Below are 21,540 nucleotides of genomic sequence, written 5' to 3' on the forward strand. Positions count from 1 at the left end.
CACGACGCTGTCGATCCGGCCGGGCGCCGTTCGTATGAGCGGCGAGACAGCGAAAGGAGCCCACGTGAAGCAGTACCTGCTCAGCATCTACCAGCCCGACGGCCCGACCCCGCCGCCGGAGGTGCTCGACGGTGTCATGAAGAAGCTCGACACCCTCAACGCCGACCTCAAGGCGGCCGGGGCCTGGGTGTTCGCCGGTGGGCTGCACCCGCCCGCCACCGCCACCGTGCTGCGGGCCGGCGACGGCGACACGCTCATCACCGACGGCCCGTTCACCGAAGGCAAGGAACACCTCGGCGGGTTCACCATCATCACCGCGCCCGACCTCGACGCGGCGCTCGCCTGGGGCGGCCGGCTCGCCGACGCCGTCGCGCCGCTGCCGGTCGAGGTGCGGCCGTTCGCCGGATGAGTGTCGAGGACGTCTTCGCCGCGGAGTACGGCCGTGCCGTGTCGGTGCTGGTGCGGGTGTTCGGGAGCATCGACGTCGCCGAAGAAGCCGTGCAGGACGCGTTCGCCGAGGCGGTCCGGCGGTGGCCGGCCGACGGGGTGCCGCCGAGCCCGGCGGGCTGGATCATCACCACCGCCCGCAACCGGGCCATCGATCGCCTGCGCCGGGAAGCCGCCCGGCAGGACAAGCACGCCCACGCAGCCCTGTTGCATGCCGAAACCGAGCCTGTGGAGGAGGGCGCCGTGCCCGACGAACGGCTCCGGCTGATCTTCACCTGCTGCCACCCCGCGCTGGCTCGCCCGACGCAGGTCGCGCTGACCCTGCGGCTGCTCGGCGGCCTGACCACGGCGGAGATCGCCGGCGCGTTCCTGGTGGCCGAGTCCACGATGGCCCAGCGGATCGTGCGGGCGAAGAACAAGATCCGGGACGCGGGCATCCCGTATCGCGTCCCGCAGGACGCCGACCTGCCGGCGCGGCTGTCCGCGGTGCTCGGCGTGCTGTACCTGATCTTCAACGAGGGCTACACGGCGAGCGCGGGGGAGGACCTGGTCCGCGACGACCTGTGCCGCGAGGCGATCCGGCTCGCCCGCGTCCTGGCCGGGCTGATGCCCGACGAGCCGGAGGTCTGGGGCCTGCTGGCGCTGATGATGCTGATCGACTCCCGCCGCGCGACCCGCACTGGTGCCGACGGCTCGGTGGTCCTGCTGGCCGACCAGGACCCCGCCGGGTGGGACGCGGAACTGGTCGCCGAGGGCCAGGAGATCGTCCGCCGCTGCCTGCGCCGCAACCAGCCGGGCCCGTACCAGATCCAGGCGGCGATCCAGGCGGTCCACAGCGACGCGCCGACGGACTGGTCCCAGGTCAAGGCGTTGTACGACCAGCTGCTGGCCGTGACGCCGACGCCCGTGGTGGCGCTGAACCGGGCGGTGGCGGTCGCCGAGGTCGACGGTCCCGGTGTGGCGTTGGCCCTGGTCGAGGAGCTGGAGCTGGCGCGGTTCCCGCTGTACCACGCGATCCGCGCGGACCTCCTCGATCGGCTCGGCCGGAGCGGGGAAGCGGTGGCGGCTTACACGACGGCGATCGAGCTGACGCACAACTCGGCCGAGCGGGCCCTTCTGGAGCGGAAGCGGGCCTCAGCGTCAACTCTGGGTTGACATCAAAGGGGGGGGGGTCCTAGTTTTCGCGGCCCCAATCTGCCCCTCGCGACAGCCTCGTTCTCTCGTCGTGTTCTGGGTTTGGATATGTGACCTTATCCAAACCCAGGCATCACTCTATCTATTTTCTAATTTTGAACAGCTACCTCTAGTTCTGATTAGAACGTTTGATAGGCTCTCGATCATGACGGAAGATGCAGGTCAGCCGCGGATTTGCGAGTACCGGCGCTGTGGGGCGCCGCTGCCGCCGGCGGTGGGGCGGGGGAGCCGGGCTCGGTTCTGCCAGGACGGGAAGACGTGGGGGCGCCGGAACCTCTCCTGCCGCGACGCCGAAGCCGTGCTGTCGGACGCCGAGTCGCTGCGGGAGAGCGACACCCAGCTGGACGACACCGCTGTCACTGCGCTCGCCGGGCAGGTCGACCGCGTGCTCGAACCCGCGCGAGGGCTCGTCGAGACGCTCACGACCCTGCGCCACCAGCTGGAAGCCACCACGGCCACCGCGCTCGCCGAACGGGACGCCGCCTTGACCGAGGCCGACGACCACCGCCGGCAGCGTGGGCTCGCCGAAGCCGAAGCCGCACAGGCCCGGGAAGCCGCCGAGGGCGCCACCCGAGTCGCCACAGCTGCGGAGAAGGAGGCAGCCGCGGCGCGGCGGGAGCGGGACGAGAGCAGTGCCGCCCGGCAGGCCGCGCTGCAGGAGCAACAGCGCGCCGAAGGGCAACTGGCCGCCGTACGGGACGAACTCGGGCGGGTCGCCGAGCGGGCCGATGCCAGCGCGGCCCTGGCCGGTGAACGCGCCTCGGTGATCGCGACTCTGACCACTGAACTCGCGGCCGCACGCGGGGCACTCGACGAAGAACGCGGGCGTAGTCAAGCCGCGTCGGCGCGCGCGGAAGCAGCCGAAGCCCGCGCGGAAACCACCACCCAGCGCCTCGACGCGGCCGAGACGCGCGCGGCAACGGCCGAAACCCGTGCCGAAGCAGCCGCCGGACGGCTCGATACCGCCCGCGAAGAGCTGACCAAGGCAGCTACTGCTCACCAGTCGGCTCTCGACCAAGCCCGAGCGGACGGCGACCGCCGGCTGGCCGACGCGCAGGCCGCGCACGAGCAGACCGTCCGGTCCATGCACGAGACCACCACGAACCTCGGTGCCGAACTCCGCGCCTGCGCCGGCCGCGCCGACAACGCCGAGCGCGCGCTGGCCAGGGCTCTCGCCGTCCTGCGGGAGGCGGAGGTGAGCTTGCCCGAGGACGTCGCGGCAATGCTTAAGTAGCTACTTGACTATTGGTCGGCACCGGGCATAACTTAAGTACATGCTTGACCATGAGCTGGACCTGGTGTTCCGCGCCCTGGGCGACCGGACGCGGCGGGCGCTGGTGGAGCGGCTCGTGCGCGGGCCGGCATCGGTCAGTGAGCTCGCCGAGCCGCTGACCATGTCGCTCGCCGCCGTCGTGCAGCACCTCCAGGTGCTCGAAGCCGCCGGGATCGTGCGATCGGAGAAGCGCGGCCGCGTCCGCACCTGCCGGATCGAGCCGGAGCTGCTGCGCGCCGGCGAGCACTGGCTGGGCCGGCAGCGCACCACGTGGGAAAGCACGCTCGACCGGCTCGGTGACTTCCTCGCCGAGCCGCCCGGCCCGTCGGAAGGGAGCACGACATGACCGTCAAGCACGCCACGTTCACGCTCGAACGCACTTACCCGGTTCCGCCGGCGCGGGTGTTCGCCGCCTGGGCGGACCCGGCCGCCAAGACCCGCTGGTTCGTCCCCGACGGGACCCACGAGCTGGACTTCCGCGTCGGCGGCCGCGAGACCATCGAGGCCGCAGGCCCGGGCGGCACGCCGTTGTCGGTCCTCTCGATCTACCACGACATCGTGCCGGAGCGGCGGATCGTCTACTCCACGACGCTGAGCGGCGGCGACGCGCTCGCCACGGTCTCGATCACGACAGTGGAGCTGATCGGCGAAGGCGACGGCACCCGCCTGGTCCTGACCGAGCAGGACACCCTCCTCGACGACGCCGAGAAACCGGAGTGGCGCGAGCAGGGGACGGGCGAGTGGCTGGACCGGCTGGGCGAGGCGTTGAAATGACCCCCGAACTGCTCGTCGAAGCCCGGGTCGCGGCCGTGGCCGCGAAGGACGTCGAGACGCTCGTGGCCCAGTACGCCGAGGACGTCACGCTGTTCGACGCGCTCGGCCCGTTGCGCGACACCGGCCAGGACGTCGAACGCGCCCGGCTGCGGGCATGGTTCGGCGGCTACCGCTCCACGATCGACCTGAAGATCAAGGACCTCGAGGTCATCGCCGACGGTGACGTCGCGTTCGCGCACTACCTGTTCCAGGTCAAGGGCACCATGGTCGACGGCACGGACGTGGACATGTGGGTGCGCTCCACCGTCGGGTTCCGCCGGGGCGAGGACGGCTGGAAGATCGTCCACGAGCACAGTTCGGTGCCGTTCACGCCGTCCGGTACCGCTGGGGACTGACACCGAACTCCCGTTTGAAGGCCGCGCTGAGGGCGAACGCGCTGCCGTACCCGACCTGGTGGGCGACCGCGCCGATCGTCGCTTCCGGTTGCTGGCGCAGCAGATCCGCGGCCAGCGCGAGCCGCCACCCGGTGAGGTAGGCCATCGGTGTCTCGCCGACTGTCGTCGCGAAGCGCCGGGCCAGCGCGGCCCGCGAAACGCCGGTGTTGGCCGCGAGTTTCGCGACCGTCCACGGCTCGCCCGGCTGGTGCTGCAGCAGCCGCAGGGCCTGCCCGACGACTGGGTCGTCGTGGGCGCGGTACCAGGCCGGCGCGCTCGTGTCGGGCCGGTCGAACCACGTGCGCAGCGCGGCGATCAGCAGCAGGTCGAGCAGCCGGTCGAGGACGGCCTCTTGCCCCGGCACGTCCCGGCCGATCTCGGCGGCGAGCAGCCCGACCAGGGGCGTCGGCCAGTCGGCCGCCCGCAGGACGATCAGCGCCGGCAACGCGGCCAGGAGCTTCTTGCTGATCTCGCCTTCCATGCCGTACGTGCCGGTGAGCAGCACGACCGGGCCGCCGGTGCCCCACGTGCGGACGCCGAGGTCGGCGTAGTCGGTGAGGTGCCCGCCGTCGGGGGTGCGGCACTCCTGGCCAGGCAGGATCAGCGCCTGCGGCGGCGTCGACGGGTGGTCGGCGACCAGGTACGGGTCCGGGCCGCGGGCGATCGCGACGTCGCCTTCGCCGAGCAGGACGCTCTCGCCGGCGTCGGGGACGATCCACGCCTCGCCGCGCACGACCGACACGACGGTCAGCGGTGCTTCGTCCTCGATGCGCAGGGACCACGGCGGGGTCAGCACCGAGCGGAGCAGGAACGCGCCGTGGGCGCGGGGGCCGTCGAGGAGCGCGGCGAGCGGGTCCATGACGCCGAGTGTAGACGCTGGAACATGCGATCGAGGCTTTGAACTATGGAGAGTCTTACCGGAAGCCGGTTGACTCACTGCCATGACAACGAACTTCCTGGTGGTGGGCGGCACCGGTAAGACCGGGCGCCGCGTGGCGGATCGGCTGCGGGAACGCGGCCTGGCGGCGCGGATCACGTCGCGGCGCGGGGCGCCGCCGTTCGACTGGAACGACCGCGAGACCTGGGCGCCGGTGCTGAAGGGCATCGACGCCGTCTACCTGACCTACTACCCCGATCTGGTGGTGCCTGGGGCGGCCGCCGACATCCGTGCCTTCGCGGAACTGGCGGTCGCGCACGGCATCGGGCACCTGGTGCTGCTGTCCGGCCGCGGCGAGGAGGAAGCCGAGGCGTGCGAACGGATCGTGGCCGGCGCCGGGATCGGCTGGACGGTCCTGCGGTGCAGCTGGTTCGCGCAGAACTTCAGCGAGCACTTCCTCCTGGAAGCCGTGCGCGGCGGGGAGATCGCGCTGCCGGCGGGCACGGTCACCGAGCCGTTCGTTGACGTCCGCGACATCGCCGACGTCGCGGTGAAGGTGCTGACCGAGCAGGGCCACACCGGGCAGCTGTACGAGCTGACCGGGCCACGGCTGCTGAGCTTCGCCGACGCCGCCGCGGATATTTCCGCCGCGGCGGGACGAGATGTCCGCTATGTTCCGGTTTCCGCGGAGGAGTACGCCGCCGCGGCGGTCGAGTACGGCGTTCCGGAAGAAGAAGCCGGAGCGCTGACCGAGCTGTTCGCTCGAGTGCTCGACGGCCGCAACGAGTCGGTGACCCACGATGTCGAGCGGGTGCTGGGGCGGCCGGCGACGGACTTCGCCGGCTTCGCGCGGGACGCGGCAGCCACCGGGGTCTGGGCCCGGTGAAGGGAAAGGAGAGACCGATGTCGACTGTGGTGCTGGTGGCCGCGCTGGTCGCGGCCGGTTTGCTCGCCGGGTTGTTCTACGCCTACGCGTGCTCGGTGATGCCGGGGCTCGCACGCGGCGACGACAAGACGTTCGTGGAGGCGATGCGCGGGATCAACATCGCGATCGTCAACCCCGTCTTCATGCTGACGTTCCTGGGCGCGCCGCTGCTGGCGGGCGTGGCGATCTTCCTCAACCCCGGGCCGCGGCCGTGGGTGATCGCCGGGTTCGCTTGCCTGGTGGCGACGCTGCTGATCACCGGGGCGCTGAACATCCCGCTGAACAACGCGCTGGAGTCCGGTGGCGACGACTACGCGGCGGTGCGCGCGAACTTCGAGGCGGCGTGGGTGCGCTGGAACGTGTTGCGCGCGGTGGTGAGCACGGCCGGGTTCGGCTGCCTGGTCGCGGCCGTGCTCACCGACAGGTGATTCAGTCCGCGAGGCGGAAGAGCAGGTCGGTGACCCACTGGGTGGGGTCGGGCACCTCCAGGGGGTTGGTGCGCAGGACTTCCAGGCGGCCACCCCACTCCTCGCCGTCGGCGCCTTCGGTGACATCCCACGTGACGCCCTCGGCGGCGCCCCAGGCCAGGACTTCCACGGTGGCGGCGGCCAGGCCGTCGGGGGCGCCGACGTAGGTTTCGAGGACGTACTTCCCGGCCGGCACCTCACCGATGAAAGCGGGTTCCTCAGGGCTGAACTCGCCCTCGATCGGGACGCCGGCCTCGACGGTGAATCGCATGCCCGGGTGCAGCACGAGGTAGCGGAAGAACGGCGCCCCGGCCGGGACGACCCCGTCGCCGGCCAGGGTGCCGATGAGCGGCGGCAGCCGGTCGGCGATGCGCGGGAACTCCTCGATCCCGAGGGTGGCGCGCTCGGCGACGTAGCGCTGGGCCGGTCGGTCCACGATGGACGGCATCAGGGTTCCTCCGGGACGAAGATCGGGCGGACCTCGATACTGCCGTAGGCCGCGGCGGGGTGCTTGGCCGCGATCTCGAGGGCTTCGTCGAGGTCGTCGCACTCGAGGACGACGTAGCCGCCGATCTGTTCCTTGGCCTCGGTGAACGGCCCGTCGGTGAGCAGCACTTCCCCGTCGCGAACACGGATCGTGGTGGCTTCCGACGGCGGGCGCAGGCCGCCTCCGCCGTGGATCTTGCCGCGGCGGGCCAGGTCCTCGCCCCAGCCGTCGCAGCCGTCGTACTGGTGTTCTTCGGCGGTCTCGTCGCCGGCGATCATCAGCAGGTACCGCATTCAGCGTCCTTCCAGTACTTCGCGCAGGCGCGCGGCGAAGGCTTCCGGTTCGGTGGCGAACCCGCCGTGGTCGCCCGGGAACTCCACCACGCCCAGGCCGAGGGCGGTGGCGAGCCCGAGGCCGGTTTCGTGGGCCGTCGACCCGGCGGACTTCCCGCCGACGGCGACGACCAGCCGCGCGGACGTCGCCCGGAGCGCGTCGAGATCGGGTTCGTAGGCGCCGGTGGCCGCCATCAGGTGGCGGAAGAAGTAGGTGAAGTTGCCTTCGCCACGCGGGTCGAGCGGCGGCGCGGGGTCGACCCCCACGAGCGCCATGAACGCGGCGAAGGCGGCGCCGAGGCCTTGGTCGCGGAACAGCGCGGGGATGTCGGGCCCGTCGAGGGCCCCGGCGGGCAGGTAACGGCTGACCGGCGGTTCGTGCAGCACGACCGTCCGGACATCCCCGGGGTACCGGAGAACGTGGTCGAGCATCGTGATGGCGCCGCCGCTGCTGGCGAACACGTCCGCGGGGCCGACCTCGGCGAGCAGCCGGTGCACGTCGTCGGCGTGCTCGCGGAGGACGTCGTCCCCGGGTTCGCCGTCGAGTGGGCTGCGGCCGAGGCCGCGCGGGTCGTAGGTGACGACCGTGTGGTCCTCGGCCAGCACCGGGCGGATGTGGGTGAACACCGCGGCGTCGGCGGGGCCGCCGGGAACCAGCAGCAGCACCGGGCCGCGGCCGGTGACGTCGTAGGTGAGGGTGGCGCCGGGGACGGCGAGGGTGGTCATGGGCTTTCCTCCGGTGGTCGGGGTTCGCCCGACCGACGAACGGGCCCGCCCGGGACCGACACCAGTTCCGAAATTCTTCGCGTGAGGTAGGCGCGCTCGGCCTCGGTGGGGGCGAGGTCGCGCGCTTTCGCGTACCAGTCGGCGGCTTCGGCGCCCCGGCCCAGGCGGCGGAGGAAGTCGGCGCGGGTGGCGGGCAGCAGGTGGTAGCCGTCCATGCTCAGGTCGTCGAGCAGCGCGAGCCCGGCGAGCGGGCCGTCGGCCATGCCGACCGCGACGGCCCGGTTGAGCTCGACGACGGCGCTCGGGACGTGTTTGCGCAGCTCGCCGTAGAGCCCGGCGATCTGGGCCCAGTCGGTGTCGGCGGGGGTCGCGGCGGTGGCGTGGCAGGCGGCGATGGCGGCCTGGATCTGGTACGGCCCCGGCCGTCGCCGGCGCAACGCGGTCTCCAGGACCTGGGTGCCTTCGGTGATTTCGCCCGCGTCCCACCGGGTGCGGTCCTGTTCCTCGAGCGGGACCAGTTCGCCGTCGGGGCCGGCTCGGGTGGCGCGGCGGGCGTGCTGGAACAGCAGCAGCGCGAGCAGGCCGAGGACCTCGGGTTCATCGGGCATGAGCCGGGCCAGGACGCGGGCGAGCCGGACGGCTTCGGCGGCGAGGTCGGGGCGCTGCAGGTCGGGCCCGGCGCTGGCGGAGTAGCCCTCGTTGAACGTCAGGTACAGCACGCCGAGGACGGCGGCGGTGCGTTCGGGCAGCAGGTGCGCGGGCGGGACGCGGTAGGGGATGCCGGCGTGGCGGATCTTGCGCTTCACCCGCACCAGCCGCTGGGACATGGTGGCTTCCGGGACGAGGAAGGCGCGGGCGATCTCGGCCGTGGACAGCCCGGCCAGGGTGCGCAGCGCGAGCGCGACCTGGGCTTCGGTGGCCAGGGCCGGGTGGCAGCAGGTGAAGATGAGCCGCAGCCGGTCGTCGGTGACGCCGCTGTCGTCACTCTCGGGTTCTTCGCGGACGTGCATCAGGGCGGCCTCCCGGAGCTTGGCGGCGCCGGCGGTCTCGCGGCGCAGCCGGTCGGTGGCGCGGTTGCGGGCGGCGGTGGTCAGCCAGGCGCCGGGCCGCTTCGGGATGCCGTCGCGCGGCCAGGTGCGCAGCGCGAGGGCGAACGCCTCCTGGGCGCACTCCTCGGCCAGGTCCCAGTCGCCGGTGATCCGGATGAGCGTGGCCACGACCTGGCCCCACTCCTCGCGGAACGCCTCCGCGACCGCGGTCTCGACGTCCACCACCGCTCCTTCCGCCGGTTCACCCACCCGACGAACGGCCGGGCCCAGGACCGACAGTCACCCGGAGCCGGTGTCTTGAATGAGTCATTCAGGTCGTGGGAAGTCCTGAATGACTCATTCAAGACCTTCCGGGGCCGGCGCTCCTACCCGGTCGCTGCCGCGTGGCAAGCGCCGAACCCCTCGGCGCGCACGACGATTCGGCCGGCTTCGACGCGGACGGCCGTCTCGGTGGCGTCGCTGACGGCGGTGACGCCGGCGGCCGCGGCCAGTTCGCCGGTCGCGTCGCAGACGAGCCGCAGCCGGGGCCGCTCCGGGGGCGCGATCGCCTGGTCGAGGCAGCCGCGCAGGTCGGCGACGGCGAGCCGAGCCAGCGGCGCGAGCTCGCCGGGGTCGCTGGTGACGAGCACGGCGGTGACGTCGGCGCCGGTGCGCACGGCTTCTTCGAAGGCGGCGGCGCGGTGCAGGCCGAGGATGGTGACGACGCCGTCGCCGGGCCGGAACGGTTCGCCGGTCAGCAGGTCGGTCGCGGCCGGCGGGTTCCACGGTTCGCCGGCTGGGCGGGCCTGGTTCGTGATCGGCGGGACTTCCGGCCAGTCGTCGCTGAGGTGCAGGTCGAGCAGTGCGCTGCAGGCGGCGACGATGTGGAAGGGCTCGCCGAAGCCGGGCGCGGCGGCGGCGAGCTGGCTCGCGCCGTGCAGCGTGGTGAGGGCGGCTTCGGCGACGCGGACCAGGCGCCGGCCCGGGCGCACCCGTTCCAGGGCGAGCCCGAGCAGGATGGCCTCGACGCGCATGAGCTGCGCGAACGGCCGGCGCGTGTGCTCGTCGGCGAGGATCTCGGGCAGCAGGTCGCGGCCGAGGCGGGCGTCGCCGCTGTCGTCGTCGGTGGCCAAGGGCAGGCGCGCGACCCAGGCGCGGGCGAACGCGGCCAGGACGTCGGCCGCGCTCGCGTCCGGTGGTGGGGTGGCGAACCGGGGCGCGCGTTCGGCGAGGTCGGCCAGGACGGCGAAGTACAGGGCCCGTTTGCCGGGGAAGTTGGAGTAGACCGCGCCGCGGGTGAGCTCGGCGCGTTCGGCGATGACGTCGATCTTCGCGTCGCGGAAGCCGCGCCCGGCGAACTCGTCGCGGGCGGCGGAGAGGACCTTCGCGCGGTTGCGCTCCTGGGTCTCCGTCCTGCTGAGCCTGACCATCGTCCTCCTTGCCGCGGTGTCGTGGATCAAGATACCGTGACCACTGAGATGATTAGAACATCTGATGTGAGCATTTGGAGTTGCGGATGACCCCCGAGATCGACCTCACCGACCTGAAGGTCCTGACTGATCCGTTCACCGCCTACGACCAGGCCCGGGAGGTGAGTGCGGTGGCCAAGCTGGTCATCCCCGGCTTCGGCCCGTTCTGGGCGCTGACCCGCTACACCCAGGCCCGCGCGATGCTGGCCGACCCGCGGTTCGAGGTCCGGGCCGAAAGCTTCATGCGCCCGCCCGGCATCCCCGAGCACTGCCTGGAGTACATGCGGACGATGGCCGAACAGGACGGGCCCGAGCACCTGCGACTGCGCCGGCTCGTGGCGCCGGCGTTCACCCCGAAGCGGGCCGCGCACCTGCGGCCCAGGCTGGTGACGCTCACCGAACGGCTGCTCGACGAGCTGCCCGCCCACGCCGAGGACGGCGTCGTCGACCTGGTGCCGCACTTCGCGCGGCCGCTGCCGATGGACGTCATCTGCGAGATGACCGGCATTCCCGAGGCCGACCGGCCGCGCTGGCGGGAGTACGGCGCCGCGGTCGCCGGCGGCGTGGGCCCCGGCTTCGCCGCCGCGATCCCGGAGATCATCGAAGGGGCGAAGGACGCGGTCGCGCGCAGCCGGGCCGAACCGGGCGACGACCTCATCGGCGACCTCGTGCGGGCCGAGGACGACGACCGGCTCACCGACACCGAGCTGGTTACCCTGGTCTGGCACCTCGTGCTGGCCGGCCAGACGCCGGTGAACCTGATCGCGAACGCCGTCGAAGCCCTGCTGCGGCACCCGGACCAGGTCGCGGCCCTGCGCGCGGATCCGGCGTTGTGGCCGGGCGCGGTCGAGGAGCTGATGCGCTTCTGCAGCCCGCAGCTGCTGACCACGCCGCGGTTCGCGCGCGAAGACGTCGAGATCGACGGTCAGGTGATCCGCGAAGGCGAGCGGGTGACGGCCGCGATGGTGGCCGCCGACCGCGACCCGCGCGCGTTCCCCGACGCCGACCGCCTCGACGTCACGCGGGCCGGGCCGGCGCACCTCGGGTTCTCGCACGGCCCGCACTTCTGCCTGGGTGCGTCGATCGCGCGGGTCGAGACGGAGGTGGCGCTCTCGGCGCTGTTCGCCCGCTTCCCGGACCTGGCGCTGACCGGCGATGTGCCGCGCGCACCCGACGGCGGGACCTGGCGTCCGGCGGAGCTACTGCTGACGCTCTGACACCAGCGCCTCGATGCCGTCGAGGACGCGGGCGAGGCCGAAGCGGAAGGTGTAGGCCGGGTCTTCCGCGGCGTTGTGGGTTTCGCCCGCGGCCTGGCCGACCCGTGAAGCCAGGGGGTAGTGCGCCGCGTCGGCGGCCGGGATGCCGGCCAGCACCGGCGCGGCGCGCTCCCACCACTGGGCGTCGGTCATGCCGCTGGTGCGGACCAGGCGGGCGGCGTCGAGCGAGCTGCGCGCGGTCGTCCGGACCAGGCCGGTGACCAGGCCGACGGCGGCGTCCATCTCGACGTCGTCGAGCCCGATGCCCTCGACCGCGCGCAGCTCGTGTTCGTACTTGGCGAAGCTGTGCGGGCCGAGTGCCGAGCGGCTGGTGGTGACCTGCAGCAGCCAGGGGTGGCGGTGGAAGAGCGCCCACTGGCCGTCGGCGATCGCCGTCAGTGCCTCGCGCCAGCCGAGATCCGGATCGGGGGCCGGCAGTTCGCCATGGGCGTGGTCGATCATCAGGTCGAGCAGCTCGGCCCGGCCCGGCACGTAGGTGTAGAGCGACATGGGGGAGACGCCGAGCTGCTCGGCGACCCGGCGGATGGTGACGGCGTCGATGGTGTCGGCGTCGGCCAGCGCGACCGCGGCGCGCACGACGTCGGCCGTGGCCAGCTTCGGTTTCGGGCCGCGCCGCGCAGGCGCCGAGACGCCCCAGAGCAGCTCGATCGCCCGTCGCGGGTCGCCGCCGCCGTTGTCCTCCGTGCTCACGCCGCTCATTCTGCTCACCCGATTTTCGTACGCCGTACAGAGTTGTGCTAACCTCTACTTCGTACACTGTACAGAGTTAAGGGGGAGGATGACTCCGCAGATCCATGCCGAGGGACTTCGCAAGCGCTACGGCGACGCGTACGCCCTCGATGGGTTCGATCTTTCGGTCCCGGCCGGGTCGCTGCACGGCCTGCTGGGCCCCAACGGCGCGGGCAAGACCACGGCCGTCCGCGTGCTCTCCACGCTGCTGCGCCACGACGGCGGTACCGCGCGGGTGGCCGGCTTCGACGTCGCCACTGAATCAGCGAAAGTGCGCGCCTCGATCGGGCTGGTCGGGCAACAGGCCGCGGTCGACGAGCTGTTGTCCGGACGGCAGAACCTGGTGCTGTTCGGCCGGCTGCACCACCTGGGCCGGCGCGAAGCCACCCGCCGCGCCGACGACCTACTGGAGCGGTTCGGGCTCGCGGACACGGGCTCGAAGCCGGTCTCGGCGTACTCCGGCGGGATGCGCCGGCGGCTGGACCTGGCCGCGTCGCTGCTGGCCGCTCCTCGGGTGCTGTTCCTCGACGAGCCGACGACCGGGCTGGACCCGCGCAGCCGCATCGAGGTCTGGCGGGCGGTGCGGTCGCTGGTCGCCGACGGCACGACCGTGCTGCTCACCACGCAGTACCTGGAGGAGGCCGACCGGCTGGCCGACCGCATCTCGCTGGTCGAACACGGGCGCGTGATCGCCGAAGGCACCCCGGCCGAGCTGAAGGGCTCGCTCGGGGCGACCCGGATCGAGCTGATGGTGACCGACCCGGACGTCGTCGGCGCGGCGGCGGCGTTGCTGGCCCGCGTCACCGGCGCCGAGCCGGTCACCGAGGAGCTGAGGGTCAGCGCACCGGCCGAGGCGTCGATGCTGACCGACGTCGTCCGCGAGCTGGGAGCGGCCGAACTGGCGGTCGCCGACGTGGCGCTGCGGCATCCGACGCTCGACGAAGTGTTCCTGGAGCTGACGGGGAAGGTGTCGCGATGAGATGGGCCCTCGAAGACGGCTGGACGCTCACCGGGCGCTACCTCGCCCACCTCGCGCGGCGCCCGGCCCGGCTGGTCACCGTGGTCGCGTTCCCGATCCTGATGGTGCTGATCTTCGCCTACCTGCTCGGCGGCGGGATGACCGTGCCCGGCGGCGGGTCCTACCGCGAGTTCCTGATGCCGGGGATGTTCGCGATGACGATGGCGTTCGGGCTGTCGGGGACGATGATCGCGGTGCTGGACGACGCCACCAAGGGCGTCACCGACCGCTTTCGGTCGCTGCCGATGGCGCCTTCGGCGGTGCTCACCGGGCGGGTCGCGGCGGACCTGGTGAACGCGGTCCTCGCCCTGGCCGTGCTGCTCGGGTGCGGGTTCGCGGTCGGCTGGCAGCCGCACGGGAGCCTGGCCGAGACCTTCGCCGCGTTCGGGCTGCTGCTCCTGCTGCGCACGGCGCTGGTGTGGGCCGGGATCTACCTGGGCCTGCTGACCACCGACCCGTCGATGGTGACGCTCGCCCAGACCCTGGAGTTCCCCTTCGGGTTCCTCTCCAGCGCGTTCGTGGCGACCGCGACGATGCCGGCGTGGCTGGGAACCGTGGCGGAGTGGAACCCGTTGTCCTCCACGGTGACGGCGGCGCGGGTGCTGTTCGGCAACCCTGGCGCGGCGGGGACGTCCTGGGTGAGCGCGCACTCCGTGGCGATGGCGGTGGTGTGGCCGCTGGTGCTGCTCGCGGTGTTCGTGCCGTTGTCCGTGCGTCGATACAGGAGGATGGGGAACTGAACGCCGACTTCGAACCGGGGGAACCCCCACGCGCGGGACGGCTGGTGCTCGACGGGCGCCGGCTGTCCCTGGTGGACGGCTTGCCGGACCTGCTGACCGCCACCGATCCCGATCCCGCCACGGCGTTCTGGGCGACCGCGGCGAAAGCCGCGCTGCGGCTGGTCGCGGCGGGCCGGCTGCTGCCGGGTGTCACCGAGGCCGGCTACGACGCCTGGCGCGTCGGACCGCTCGAACCGGCGGAAGCCGCGTGGCTGCGGGATCTCGCGGCCGCGATGCCGGTGGACGAACGGGCGCCGGGGCCGCTGCTGCGGGCGTTCCTCGACGCCGTCGCCGACACCCTGCCCCGCACGCCGGCCGCGGCGAAGGCGGCCGGGACACGGTTGTTCGCCGCGGTCGCGCCGCAGCGGGCGGAGTCCGTGCGCGACTGGGCCGACGAACTGGCCGCCGGCCTCGACTCGGGCATCCGCGTCTCACTGCGGGTGGAAGCCCCGGACGGCTTCGACACCGGCCGGTTCCACGCCGTCGTGCAGGTGCACAGCCTCGCCGAGCCGGGCCAGGTCGCCGACGCGGCGCAGCTGTGGGAGACGGGCCGGTTCGGGCCGCGGGCACGCATCGACGTCGTCCTGGCGCTGCGGCGCGGCGCGCAGGTGTGGCCGGCACTGAGCCCGCTGCTCACTTCGGCGGTGCCGGACGAGCTGGCCTTGGGCGAGGACGACGTGACCGAGCTGCTCGCGTCCGCGGCTCCCCGGCTGGCGGCGGTGGGCATCGACGTGCACTGGCCGGCGGAACTCGCGGGGTCGCTGACCGCGCGGGCCGTGGTGAACGCCGGGGACGCGCCGGGTGATCTGCCGTCGTTCTTCGGCGGCGGCCGGGCGCTGGAGTTCGACTGGCAGCTCGCCCTGGGCGGCGAGGTGCTGACCGCGGCGGAGCTGGACGCGCTCGCCGAGGCCCGCCGTCCGGTGGTGCGGCTGCGCGACCGCTGGGTGCTGGTCGATCCGGCGCTGGCGGCGAAGGCGCGCGAGCGGACGCTGAAGCCGCTGACACCGGTCGACGCGCTGGGTGCGGTGCTGACCGGGACCACCGAGGTCGACGGCGAGCCGGTCGAGGTCGTCACCCAAGGCTGGCTCGCGCGACTGAAGGAACGGCTGTCGGCGCCGCCGGAACCCCAGGCACCGCCGGCCGGGCTGGCCGCGACGCTGCGGGACTACCAGCTGCGCGGGCTGCAGTGGCTGGCCACGGTGACCGGGCTCGGCCTCGGCGGCTGTCTCGCCGACGACATGGGCCTGGGCAAGACGGTCACGCTGATCGCGCTGCACCTGCACCGCGCGTCCGGGCCGACGCTGGTGGTCTGCCCGGCGTCGCTGCTGGGCAACTGGGAACGCGAGATCCGCCGGTTCGCCCCGGACGTGCCGGTCCGGCGCTTCCACGGCATCGCGCGTTCGCTCGAGGACGTCGAGGGGTTCGTGCTCACCACCTACGGCACGCTGCGCACCGATCCCGCGCCGCTCGCCGGGATCCGGTGGGGGCTGCTGGTGGCCGACGAGGCCCAGCACGTCAAGAACCACCGATCGGGCACGGCGAAGGCGCTGCGGCTGGTGCCCGCGGCCGCGCGGGTGGCGCTGACCGGCACGCCGGTGGAGAACACGCTCTCGGAGCTGTGGGCGATCCTCGACTGGTCGGCGCCGGGGTTGCTGGGTTCGCTGAGCGATTTCCGGGCGCGGTGGGCGAAACCGATCGAAGCCGGGGACCCCGCCGCGGCCGAGCGGCTTTCGCGGTTGCTGCGGCCGTTCCTTTTGCGGCGCCGCAAGTCCGACCCGGGGATCGCGCCGGAGCTACCGGCGAAGACCGAGACCGACCGGCCGGTGGCGCTGAGCCCGGAGCAGGCGGCGCTGTACGAGGCGGTCGTGCGGGAGATGATGGCCGACATCGCCGCGAGCGACGGGATCGCCCGGCGCGGCCGGATCGTCAAGCTGCTGACCGCGCTCAAGCAGATCTGCAACCATCCCGCGCAGTACCTCAAAGAGCCCGGCGGCCGCTCGGGCAAGCTGGAGCTGCTCGACGAACTGCTGGACACGATCCTCGCCGAGGGCGGCGCGGTGCTGGTGTTCACCCAGTACGTCGCCATGGCCCGGCTGCTGGAGCAGCACCTGGCCACGCGGGGGATCGGGACGCAGCTGCTGCACGGCGGCACGCCGGTCGCGCGTCGCGAACAGCTCGTCGAACGGTTCCAGGCCGGTGAGGTGCCGGTGTTCCTGTTGTCGCTCAAGGCGGCCGGCACCGGGCTGAACCTCACGCGCGCCGACCACGTCGTGCACTTCGACCGCTGGTGGAACCCGGCGGTGGAGGACCAGGCGACCGACCGCGCCTACCGGATCGGGCAGACCCGGCCGGTGCAGGTGCACCGGCTCGTCGCCGAAGGCACGGTCGAGGACCGGATCGCGGCGATGCTGCGGGAGAAACGGGCGCTGGCCGACGCCGTGCTGACCGGTGGCGAGGCGGCGCTGACGGAACTGACCGACACCGAGCTCGCGGAGCTCGTCGAGCTGAGGAGCCGCGGATGAGCGACGAGGCGGTGCGCGGGTTCCCCGCGTTCGGAGCGGCCGGGCGCTCGGCCCGCTCCTGGTGGGGGCGCGCCTGGGTGAGCGCGATGGAGGACACCGCGCTGGACCTGGGGCAGCTGAAGAAAGGCCGCAAGTACGCCGCGGCCGGGCTGGTCGGGCCGATCACGGTGAGCCCGGGCCGGATCGCGGCGGCGGTCGACGACGTCGACGGCGGACCGTTCCACACCGAGCTGCGGCTGGCCGAGCTGTCCGAAGCGGACTGGACGCGGTTCCTCGACCGGGTCGCCTCGCGGGCGGGGCACCTGGCGGCGCTGCTGGACCGGGACATGCCGCACGACCTGGTGACGGCGGCCGACGACGCCGGCGTCCACCTGCTGCCCGGGATCGGCGACCTGGACCCGGAGTGCGACTGCGCGGGCTGGGAGCTGCCGTGCCGGCACGCGGCGGCGTTGTCGTTCCAGGCGTCGTGGCTGCTGGACGCCGACCCGTTCGTGCTGTTGCTGATGCGGGGCAAGGGTGAGCGGGAGATCCGCGAGGAGCTGGAGAGCCGCACGGCGCCGCGGGTGGACCTGGTCGTCGAGGACCGGACGCCGGGAGACCTGCCGGAACTGGCGGAGTTCCATCCCTCGGGGGCGCCGTCGATCCCGGCCGCGCCCGGGGTGCCCGCGGAGGCCTTCGCGCTGCTGGCCGCGAACGCGTCGGCTCAGGCCCGGGCGGTGCTGGCGGGCGAGCCGTGGCCGGGACGGCGGCCCGACACGGTCCGGCTGGCCGCGCAGTTCCCCGCGGCGGCTTCGCGGCTGGGCGGGGGGCCCGAGTTCGAGCGGGCGGTCGCGGCCTGGACACACGGTGGGCGGGCCGGGCTCGAGGTGCTGGATTCGCCGTGGACACCGCCGAAGGCGGCGCTGGCGGCCGCGCGGGCCGCGCTCGCCGACGTCACCGACGAGGAGCCGGTGTTCGACCGCAACCGGTGCACGGCCGGGGAGGTGCAGGTCCGGCTGGATCGCCGGGGCCGGTGGCACCCGTACCGGCGGGAGGGCGGCGAGTGGTGGCCCGCGGGCCCACCGGAATCCGATCCGGGGCTGCTGCTCGGCTGACGCTTCTTCACGGGGTGAAACCGGGTCCGGCCAGGGATTTTCGTGGAACTACCCGGTATCCAGCCTGATCCCCGTCGTCTCCTGTCTGCAACGGCGGGAAGTTCGCCGGGCCACTGGGGGTGCGGGCGCGCGGGAGGCTGCCTCCTCCTCGCGCGCCCGCCCTGTTTTGTCGGTGCCCGCCGCTAACGTGCCGACCATGGACGCCATTGCCGCCGATCTGCACCGGTACCTCCAGGAGAAGCGCGACAGCGTGCTCGCGTCGTTGTCCGGGTTGAGCGAGTACGACATCCGCCGCCCGATGACCCCGACGGCCACGAACCTGCTGGGCCTGGTCAAACACCTGGCCGGCGGGGAGCTCGGCTACCTGGGCGACTGCGTCGGCCGCCCGGCCCCGGTCCCGTTGCCGTGGGTCGAGGACGGGTCGATCTGGGACAGCGCCGACATGTGGGCCGCGCCGAGCGAGACCCGCGAAGAGTTGGTCGAGCTGTACCGGACGGCGTGGCGGCACACGGACGAGTCGATCGAGGTACTGCCGCTGGACGCGCCGGCGTCGGTGCCGTGGTGGCCGGAGGACCGGCGGAAGACGACGTTCGGCTCGTTGCTCGTGCGGGTGACGGCGGAGGCGGGGCACCACGCGGGCCACGCCGACATCGTCCGCGAGCTGATCGACGGGCGCGCCGGCGGCGACCACGACGACATCGGCGACACCGCCTGGTGGGAGGCCTACAAAGCGCGGGTCCAGGGCGCGGCAGACGAGTTCCGCACGGTTTAGGCCGCGGCGCGGTCGGCGGCCGGCCGCCGCCGCAACCCCGGCTGTTCCAGCGCCGGCGGCTGGTAGGTCTGGTCGAGCGTGCCGACGTCGGTGCCCGGCGGGACGATCTCGTCGATGCGGTCGAGCAGGTCGTCGGAGAGGGTGACGTCGAGGCCGGCCAGCAGGTCGTCGAGGTGGGCCATAGTGCGGGCGCCCAGCAGGGCGCTGGTCACGCCGGGATGGGTGATGGTGAACGCCATCGCGAGGTGGGTCATCGGCAGCCCGGCTTCCGCGGCCAGCGCGGCGAGCTTCTCGACGACGTCGAGGCGGCGCTCGTCGTTGAGGTGGCGGACCAGGCCGGCGCGGCGCAGCTCGTCGTGCCGGCGGCCGGTGAGCAGCCCCTGGCCGAGCGGTCCCCAGACGAGGGTGCCCATGCCGAAGCGCTGGGTGACGGGCAGGAGTTCGCGTTCGATGCCGCGGTTGAGCAGGGAGTACACCGGCTGCTCGGTGTGGAACCCGGTGAGCCCGCGCCGGGACGCGACCCACTGGCCCTCGACGATGTCGGCCACCGGCGTCCCGGACGCGCCGATCGCGCGGACCTTCCCGCTGCGCAGGAGGTCGGTGAGCGCGGAGAGGGTCTCCTCGATGTCGGTGCCCGGGTCGGGACGGTGCAGCTGGTAGAGGTCGATGTGATCGGTCCGCAGGCGGCGCAGCGAGTTTTCGACGGCGGTGACGATCCAGCGGCGTGACGCGCCCTGGTGGTTGGGGTCCTCGCCGGTCGGCCGGCCGAACTTGGTGGCGAGCACGACGTCGTCGCGGCGGCCTTCCAGGGCCTTGCCCACGACGTCTTCGGAGTCGCCGTAGGCGTCGGCGGTGTCGAGGAAGTTGATGCCGGCGTCGAGGGCCTTGTGAAGGACGCTGGCCGAGTCCTCGGGGGCGTTGCCCATGGACGTGGCGAACATCAGCGTGCCCAGGGCGTAGGGGCTGACCTTGATGCCGGTCCGGCCCAGGGTGCGGTACTGCATGAGGACTCCTCGGGTAACCTTAAGCGGAAAGCTTTTCCACAACTATACGGAAAGGCTTTCCGCTTAGCTACCCGGAGGAGGACTGTGACCGTGGAGCCGCGACGTCGGCGCGCCGACGCCCAGCGCAACATCGACGCACTCTTGGAGGCGGCGAAGAGCGTCTTCGCGACCTCGGGGGTGGACGCGCCCGCGAAGGAGATCACCGACCTGGCCGGGGTCGGCGTCGGGACGCTCTACCGGCATTTCCCGCAGCGCGCGGAGCTGGTCGCGGCCGTGCTGCAGCGCGAGATCGACGTCGTGGCGCAGACGGGACCGCAGCTGAGTGCCGGCCACCAGCCCGGCGAAGCGCTGCGAAGGTGGCTGCGCCGCTACACCGAGTTCGTCGGGACGAAGCGGGGGTTCGCCGCGGCTCTGCATTCGGGCGACCCGGCGTTCGACGCCCTGCCCGGCTACTTCATGGAGCGGATGGAACCGGTCCTGGCGGCGCTGCTCGACGCCGCGGCCGCGGCGGGGGAGGTCCGCACCGACGTCAGCGCGAAGGACCTCCTGAACGCCGTGGCCCTGCTCTGCCAGCCCGTGCGCGGCGAGGATCTGGAGTTCAACCAGCGGATGGTCGCGGTCCTCGCCGACGGGCTCAGCCCACGGGCGTGACCGCGTAGTCCTTGACCCGCATCGAGTCGTGCATCCGCACGCCGCCGGTGTTGAGCTTCGCCAGCGCCGTCGTGACGCGGGCCGGCAGGGCCGAGACGAGCTGACCACCGCGGGCCAGTGCCCACACTCCGGCGCGGGAACTCGGGATCAGGCTGCGGGCGGCGCCGACGGCGAACGCGCGGCTCTTGCGCACCAGCTCGCCCATTTCGCTTTCGTAGGCGGCAAAGGCGCGCTCGTGGTCGCCGCCGGCCGCGGCCAGCTCGCCGGCCAGGACGTACGCGCCCAGCACCGCGAGACTGGTGCTGCCGCCGACCGCCGGGCCGGGGCAGTAGCCGGCGTCGCCGACGAGCGTGACGCGCCCGCGTGACCACGAGCCGAGCCCGAGCTGGGTGATCGAGTCGAAGTAGAACGGGCCCGGACCGTCCAGTTCGGCCAGCCACCCGTCGACCTGCGGGTGCATCCCCGCGTAGGCCTCGCGCAGCAGCTCCTGCTGCCTCGCGACGTCGCGGTGGTGGTAGTCGAGCGGCTCGTCGCGGCGGAAGAGGAACACCGCGCGGGCTTCGTCGAGTTGGCGGGCGCTGTAGATGCCGGCGGTGCGGCCGGGGCCCAGGTGCAGGACGGTTTCGCCGTCGCCGAGGCCGGTGGTGTCCGGCAGGGAGAGCACGGCCAGGTACGCGCCGATGAACTTCGTCAGGCCGGCTTCTTCGCCGAAGATCAGGCGCCGGACGTTCGAGTGCAGCCCGTCGGCGCCGACGACGACGTCGAACCTGCGCGGCGCGGCGTGCTCGAAAGTGACGTCACCGTCGGGGGAGATGCCGGTGATCGAGTCGCCGAAGAGGTACTCGACGTCGTCGCGGCCGGCGTCGTAGTAGATCTCGCTGAGGTCGTCGCGCATGATCTCGGCGTGCCGGTCGGAGGTGGCGCGGTAGATCTTCGACAGGTCCACCCGCAGCGGGCGGCGTACGCCTTCGCGGTGCAGCGTCATCCGGGTGGTGCCGGTCTTGAGGGCTTCGACGCGCGGGAGCACGCCCATCCGTTCGGTGATGTCCATGGCGGGCCGGAACAGGTCGACGGCGTGGCCGCCGGTCTTGCGCAGCGCCGGGGCGCGTTCGACGACCGTGACGTCGAAGCCGTGCCGGGTGAGCCAATAGGCGAGCACCGGTCCCGCGATGCTGGCGCCCGAGACGAGAATCCGCATGAGTACCTCCCTGACTTAACGGTAGGTAAGTTGTACCACGGATCCTTACCTATCGTTAAGTCA

Annotated in this window: 24 protein-coding genes; 15 read left to right on the plus strand and 9 right to left on the minus strand. The window is 72.7% G+C overall.

What is annotated here, in order from left to right; genetic code table 11:
- Window positions 1–64 precede the first annotated feature (64 nt).
- The 6 genes from QQ657_RS25870 to QQ657_RS25895 all read left to right on the plus strand — a co-directional run bounded on the left by QQ657_RS25870 (window position 65) and on the right by QQ657_RS25895 (window position 4,083).
- A complete protein-coding gene (locus QQ657_RS25870; protein ID WP_284744839.1) occupies window positions 65–409 on the plus strand; it encodes a YciI family protein in 345 nt (114 codons plus the stop codon).
- Window positions 406–1,602 (plus strand): RNA polymerase sigma factor, encoded by a 1,197-nt coding sequence (locus QQ657_RS25875; protein WP_284744840.1) that lies wholly within the window; start codon window positions 406–408, stop codon window positions 1,600–1,602. The genes QQ657_RS25870 and QQ657_RS25875 overlap by 4 nt, the downstream gene beginning before the upstream one ends.
- 184 nt (window positions 1,603–1,786) lie before the next feature.
- Window positions 1,787–2,875 (plus strand): coiled-coil domain-containing protein, encoded by a 1,089-nt coding sequence (locus QQ657_RS25880; RefSeq protein WP_284744841.1) that lies wholly within the window; start codon window positions 1,787–1,789, stop codon window positions 2,873–2,875.
- A 40-nt stretch (window positions 2,876–2,915) separates the two neighbouring features.
- Complete coding sequence (locus QQ657_RS25885) at window positions 2,916–3,260, plus strand: ArsR/SmtB family transcription factor (protein WP_284744842.1); 345 nt, start codon at window positions 2,916–2,918, stop codon at window positions 3,258–3,260.
- Window positions 3,257–3,688: an SRPBCC family protein gene (locus QQ657_RS25890; RefSeq protein ID WP_284744843.1), complete on the plus strand. Its 432-nt coding sequence runs from the start codon at window positions 3,257–3,259 to the stop codon at window positions 3,686–3,688. The genes QQ657_RS25885 and QQ657_RS25890 overlap by 4 nt, the downstream gene beginning before the upstream one ends.
- Window positions 3,685–4,083, plus strand: coding sequence for a YybH family protein (locus tag QQ657_RS25895; protein WP_284744844.1), 399 nt, complete (start codon window positions 3,685–3,687; stop codon window positions 4,081–4,083). Before QQ657_RS25890 ends, QQ657_RS25895 begins: the two co-directional genes overlap by 4 nt.
- Here the strand turns inward: QQ657_RS25895 and QQ657_RS25900 are convergent.
- Complete coding sequence (locus QQ657_RS25900; RefSeq protein WP_284744845.1) at window positions 4,055–4,981, minus strand: AraC family transcriptional regulator; 927 nt, start codon at window positions 4,979–4,981, stop codon at window positions 4,055–4,057. The two genes, QQ657_RS25895 and QQ657_RS25900, sit on opposite strands and share 29 nt — an antisense overlap.
- 82 nt (window positions 4,982–5,063) lie before the next feature.
- Between QQ657_RS25900 and QQ657_RS25905 the strand changes: the two genes are divergently transcribed.
- Window positions 5,064–5,885, plus strand: a complete 822-nt coding sequence (locus QQ657_RS25905; RefSeq protein WP_284744846.1) for a Rossmann-fold NAD(P)-binding domain-containing protein — start codon at window positions 5,064–5,066, stop codon at window positions 5,883–5,885.
- A gap of 17 nt (window positions 5,886–5,902) precedes the next feature.
- Complete coding sequence (locus QQ657_RS25910) at window positions 5,903–6,352, plus strand: anthrone oxygenase family protein (protein WP_284744847.1); 450 nt, start codon at window positions 5,903–5,905, stop codon at window positions 6,350–6,352.
- Window position 6,353: 1 nt separating this feature from the next.
- Here QQ657_RS25910 and QQ657_RS25915 read toward each other — a convergent pair whose 3' ends face one another.
- The 5 genes from QQ657_RS25915 to QQ657_RS25935 form a co-directional block, all read right to left on the minus strand.
- Window positions 6,354–6,839, minus strand: coding sequence for a GyrI-like domain-containing protein (locus tag QQ657_RS25915; protein ID WP_284744848.1), 486 nt, complete (start codon window positions 6,837–6,839; stop codon window positions 6,354–6,356).
- Window positions 6,839–7,171: a YciI family protein gene (locus QQ657_RS25920; protein WP_284744849.1), complete on the minus strand. Its 333-nt coding sequence runs from the start codon at window positions 7,169–7,171 to the stop codon at window positions 6,839–6,841. Before QQ657_RS25920 ends, QQ657_RS25915 begins: the two co-directional genes overlap by 1 nt.
- A complete protein-coding gene (locus QQ657_RS25925) occupies window positions 7,172–7,936 on the minus strand; it encodes an alpha/beta fold hydrolase (RefSeq protein WP_284744850.1) in 765 nt (254 codons plus the stop codon).
- Complete coding sequence (locus QQ657_RS25930; protein ID WP_284744851.1) at window positions 7,933–9,207, minus strand: RNA polymerase sigma factor; 1,275 nt, start codon at window positions 9,205–9,207, stop codon at window positions 7,933–7,935. The genes QQ657_RS25925 and QQ657_RS25930 overlap by 4 nt, the downstream gene beginning before the upstream one ends.
- Window positions 9,208–9,350: 143 nt before the next feature.
- Window positions 9,351–10,394 carry a TetR/AcrR family transcriptional regulator gene (locus QQ657_RS25935; RefSeq protein WP_284744852.1) on the minus strand — a complete coding sequence of 348 codons (1,044 nt, stop codon included), beginning with the start codon at window positions 10,392–10,394 and terminating at the stop codon, window positions 9,351–9,353.
- A gap of 86 nt (window positions 10,395–10,480) precedes the next feature.
- Here QQ657_RS25935 and QQ657_RS25940 point away from each other — a divergent pair, with 86 nt between their 5' ends.
- Window positions 10,481–11,650, plus strand: coding sequence for a cytochrome P450 family protein (locus QQ657_RS25940; protein WP_284744853.1), 1,170 nt, complete (start codon window positions 10,481–10,483; stop codon window positions 11,648–11,650).
- Here the strand turns inward: QQ657_RS25940 and QQ657_RS25945 are convergent.
- Window positions 11,633–12,409 (minus strand): TetR/AcrR family transcriptional regulator, encoded by a 777-nt coding sequence (locus QQ657_RS25945; protein WP_284744996.1) that lies wholly within the window; start codon window positions 12,407–12,409, stop codon window positions 11,633–11,635. The genes QQ657_RS25940 and QQ657_RS25945 overlap by 18 nt on opposite strands.
- A 79-nt stretch (window positions 12,410–12,488) precedes the next feature.
- Between QQ657_RS25945 and QQ657_RS25950 the strand changes: the two genes are divergently transcribed.
- The 5 genes from QQ657_RS25950 (at window position 12,489) to QQ657_RS25970 (ending at window position 18,624) form a co-directional block, all read left to right on the plus strand.
- Window positions 12,489–13,418, plus strand: a complete 930-nt coding sequence (locus QQ657_RS25950) for an ATP-binding cassette domain-containing protein (RefSeq protein WP_284744854.1) — start codon at window positions 12,489–12,491, stop codon at window positions 13,416–13,418.
- On the plus strand, window positions 13,415–14,197 hold the full coding sequence (locus tag QQ657_RS25955) for an ABC transporter permease (RefSeq protein WP_284744855.1): 783 nt from the start codon (window positions 13,415–13,417) through the stop codon (window positions 14,195–14,197). The genes QQ657_RS25950 and QQ657_RS25955 overlap by 4 nt, the downstream gene beginning before the upstream one ends.
- A gap of 44 nt (window positions 14,198–14,241) precedes the next feature.
- Complete coding sequence (locus tag QQ657_RS25960) at window positions 14,242–16,758, plus strand: SCO1167/SCO6262 family helicase (protein WP_284744856.1); 2,517 nt, start codon at window positions 14,242–14,244, stop codon at window positions 16,756–16,758.
- A complete protein-coding gene (locus QQ657_RS25965; RefSeq protein WP_284744857.1) occupies window positions 16,755–17,852 on the plus strand; it encodes an SWIM zinc finger family protein in 1,098 nt (365 codons plus the stop codon). Before QQ657_RS25960 ends, QQ657_RS25965 begins: the two co-directional genes overlap by 4 nt.
- Window positions 17,853–18,048: 196 nt before the next feature.
- Window positions 18,049–18,624: a DinB family protein gene (locus tag QQ657_RS25970; protein ID WP_284744858.1), complete on the plus strand. Its 576-nt coding sequence runs from the start codon at window positions 18,049–18,051 to the stop codon at window positions 18,622–18,624.
- Here QQ657_RS25970 and QQ657_RS25975 read toward each other — a convergent pair.
- On the minus strand, window positions 18,621–19,628 hold the full coding sequence (locus QQ657_RS25975) for an aldo/keto reductase (RefSeq protein WP_284744859.1): 1,008 nt from the start codon (window positions 19,626–19,628) through the stop codon (window positions 18,621–18,623). The genes QQ657_RS25970 and QQ657_RS25975 overlap by 4 nt on opposite strands.
- Before the next feature lie 90 nt (window positions 19,629–19,718).
- On the opposite strand from QQ657_RS25975, the gene QQ657_RS25980 reads away from it, so the two are divergent.
- Entirely contained in the window at window positions 19,719–20,279 is a 561-nt protein-coding gene (locus tag QQ657_RS25980; protein WP_284744860.1) for a TetR/AcrR family transcriptional regulator, read from the plus strand.
- On the opposite strand, the gene QQ657_RS25985 is transcribed toward QQ657_RS25980, so the two are convergent.
- Window positions 20,263–21,477 (minus strand): FAD-dependent monooxygenase, encoded by a 1,215-nt coding sequence (locus tag QQ657_RS25985; protein WP_284744861.1) that lies wholly within the window; start codon window positions 21,475–21,477, stop codon window positions 20,263–20,265. The two genes, QQ657_RS25980 and QQ657_RS25985, sit on opposite strands and share 17 nt — an antisense overlap.
- Between the last annotated feature and the right edge of the window lie 63 nt (window positions 21,478–21,540).

Origin of the sequence: Amycolatopsis ponsaeliensis (assembly GCF_030182635.1) — a bacterium.
GTDB lineage: Bacteria > Actinomycetota > Actinomycetes > Mycobacteriales > Pseudonocardiaceae > Amycolatopsis > Amycolatopsis ponsaeliensis.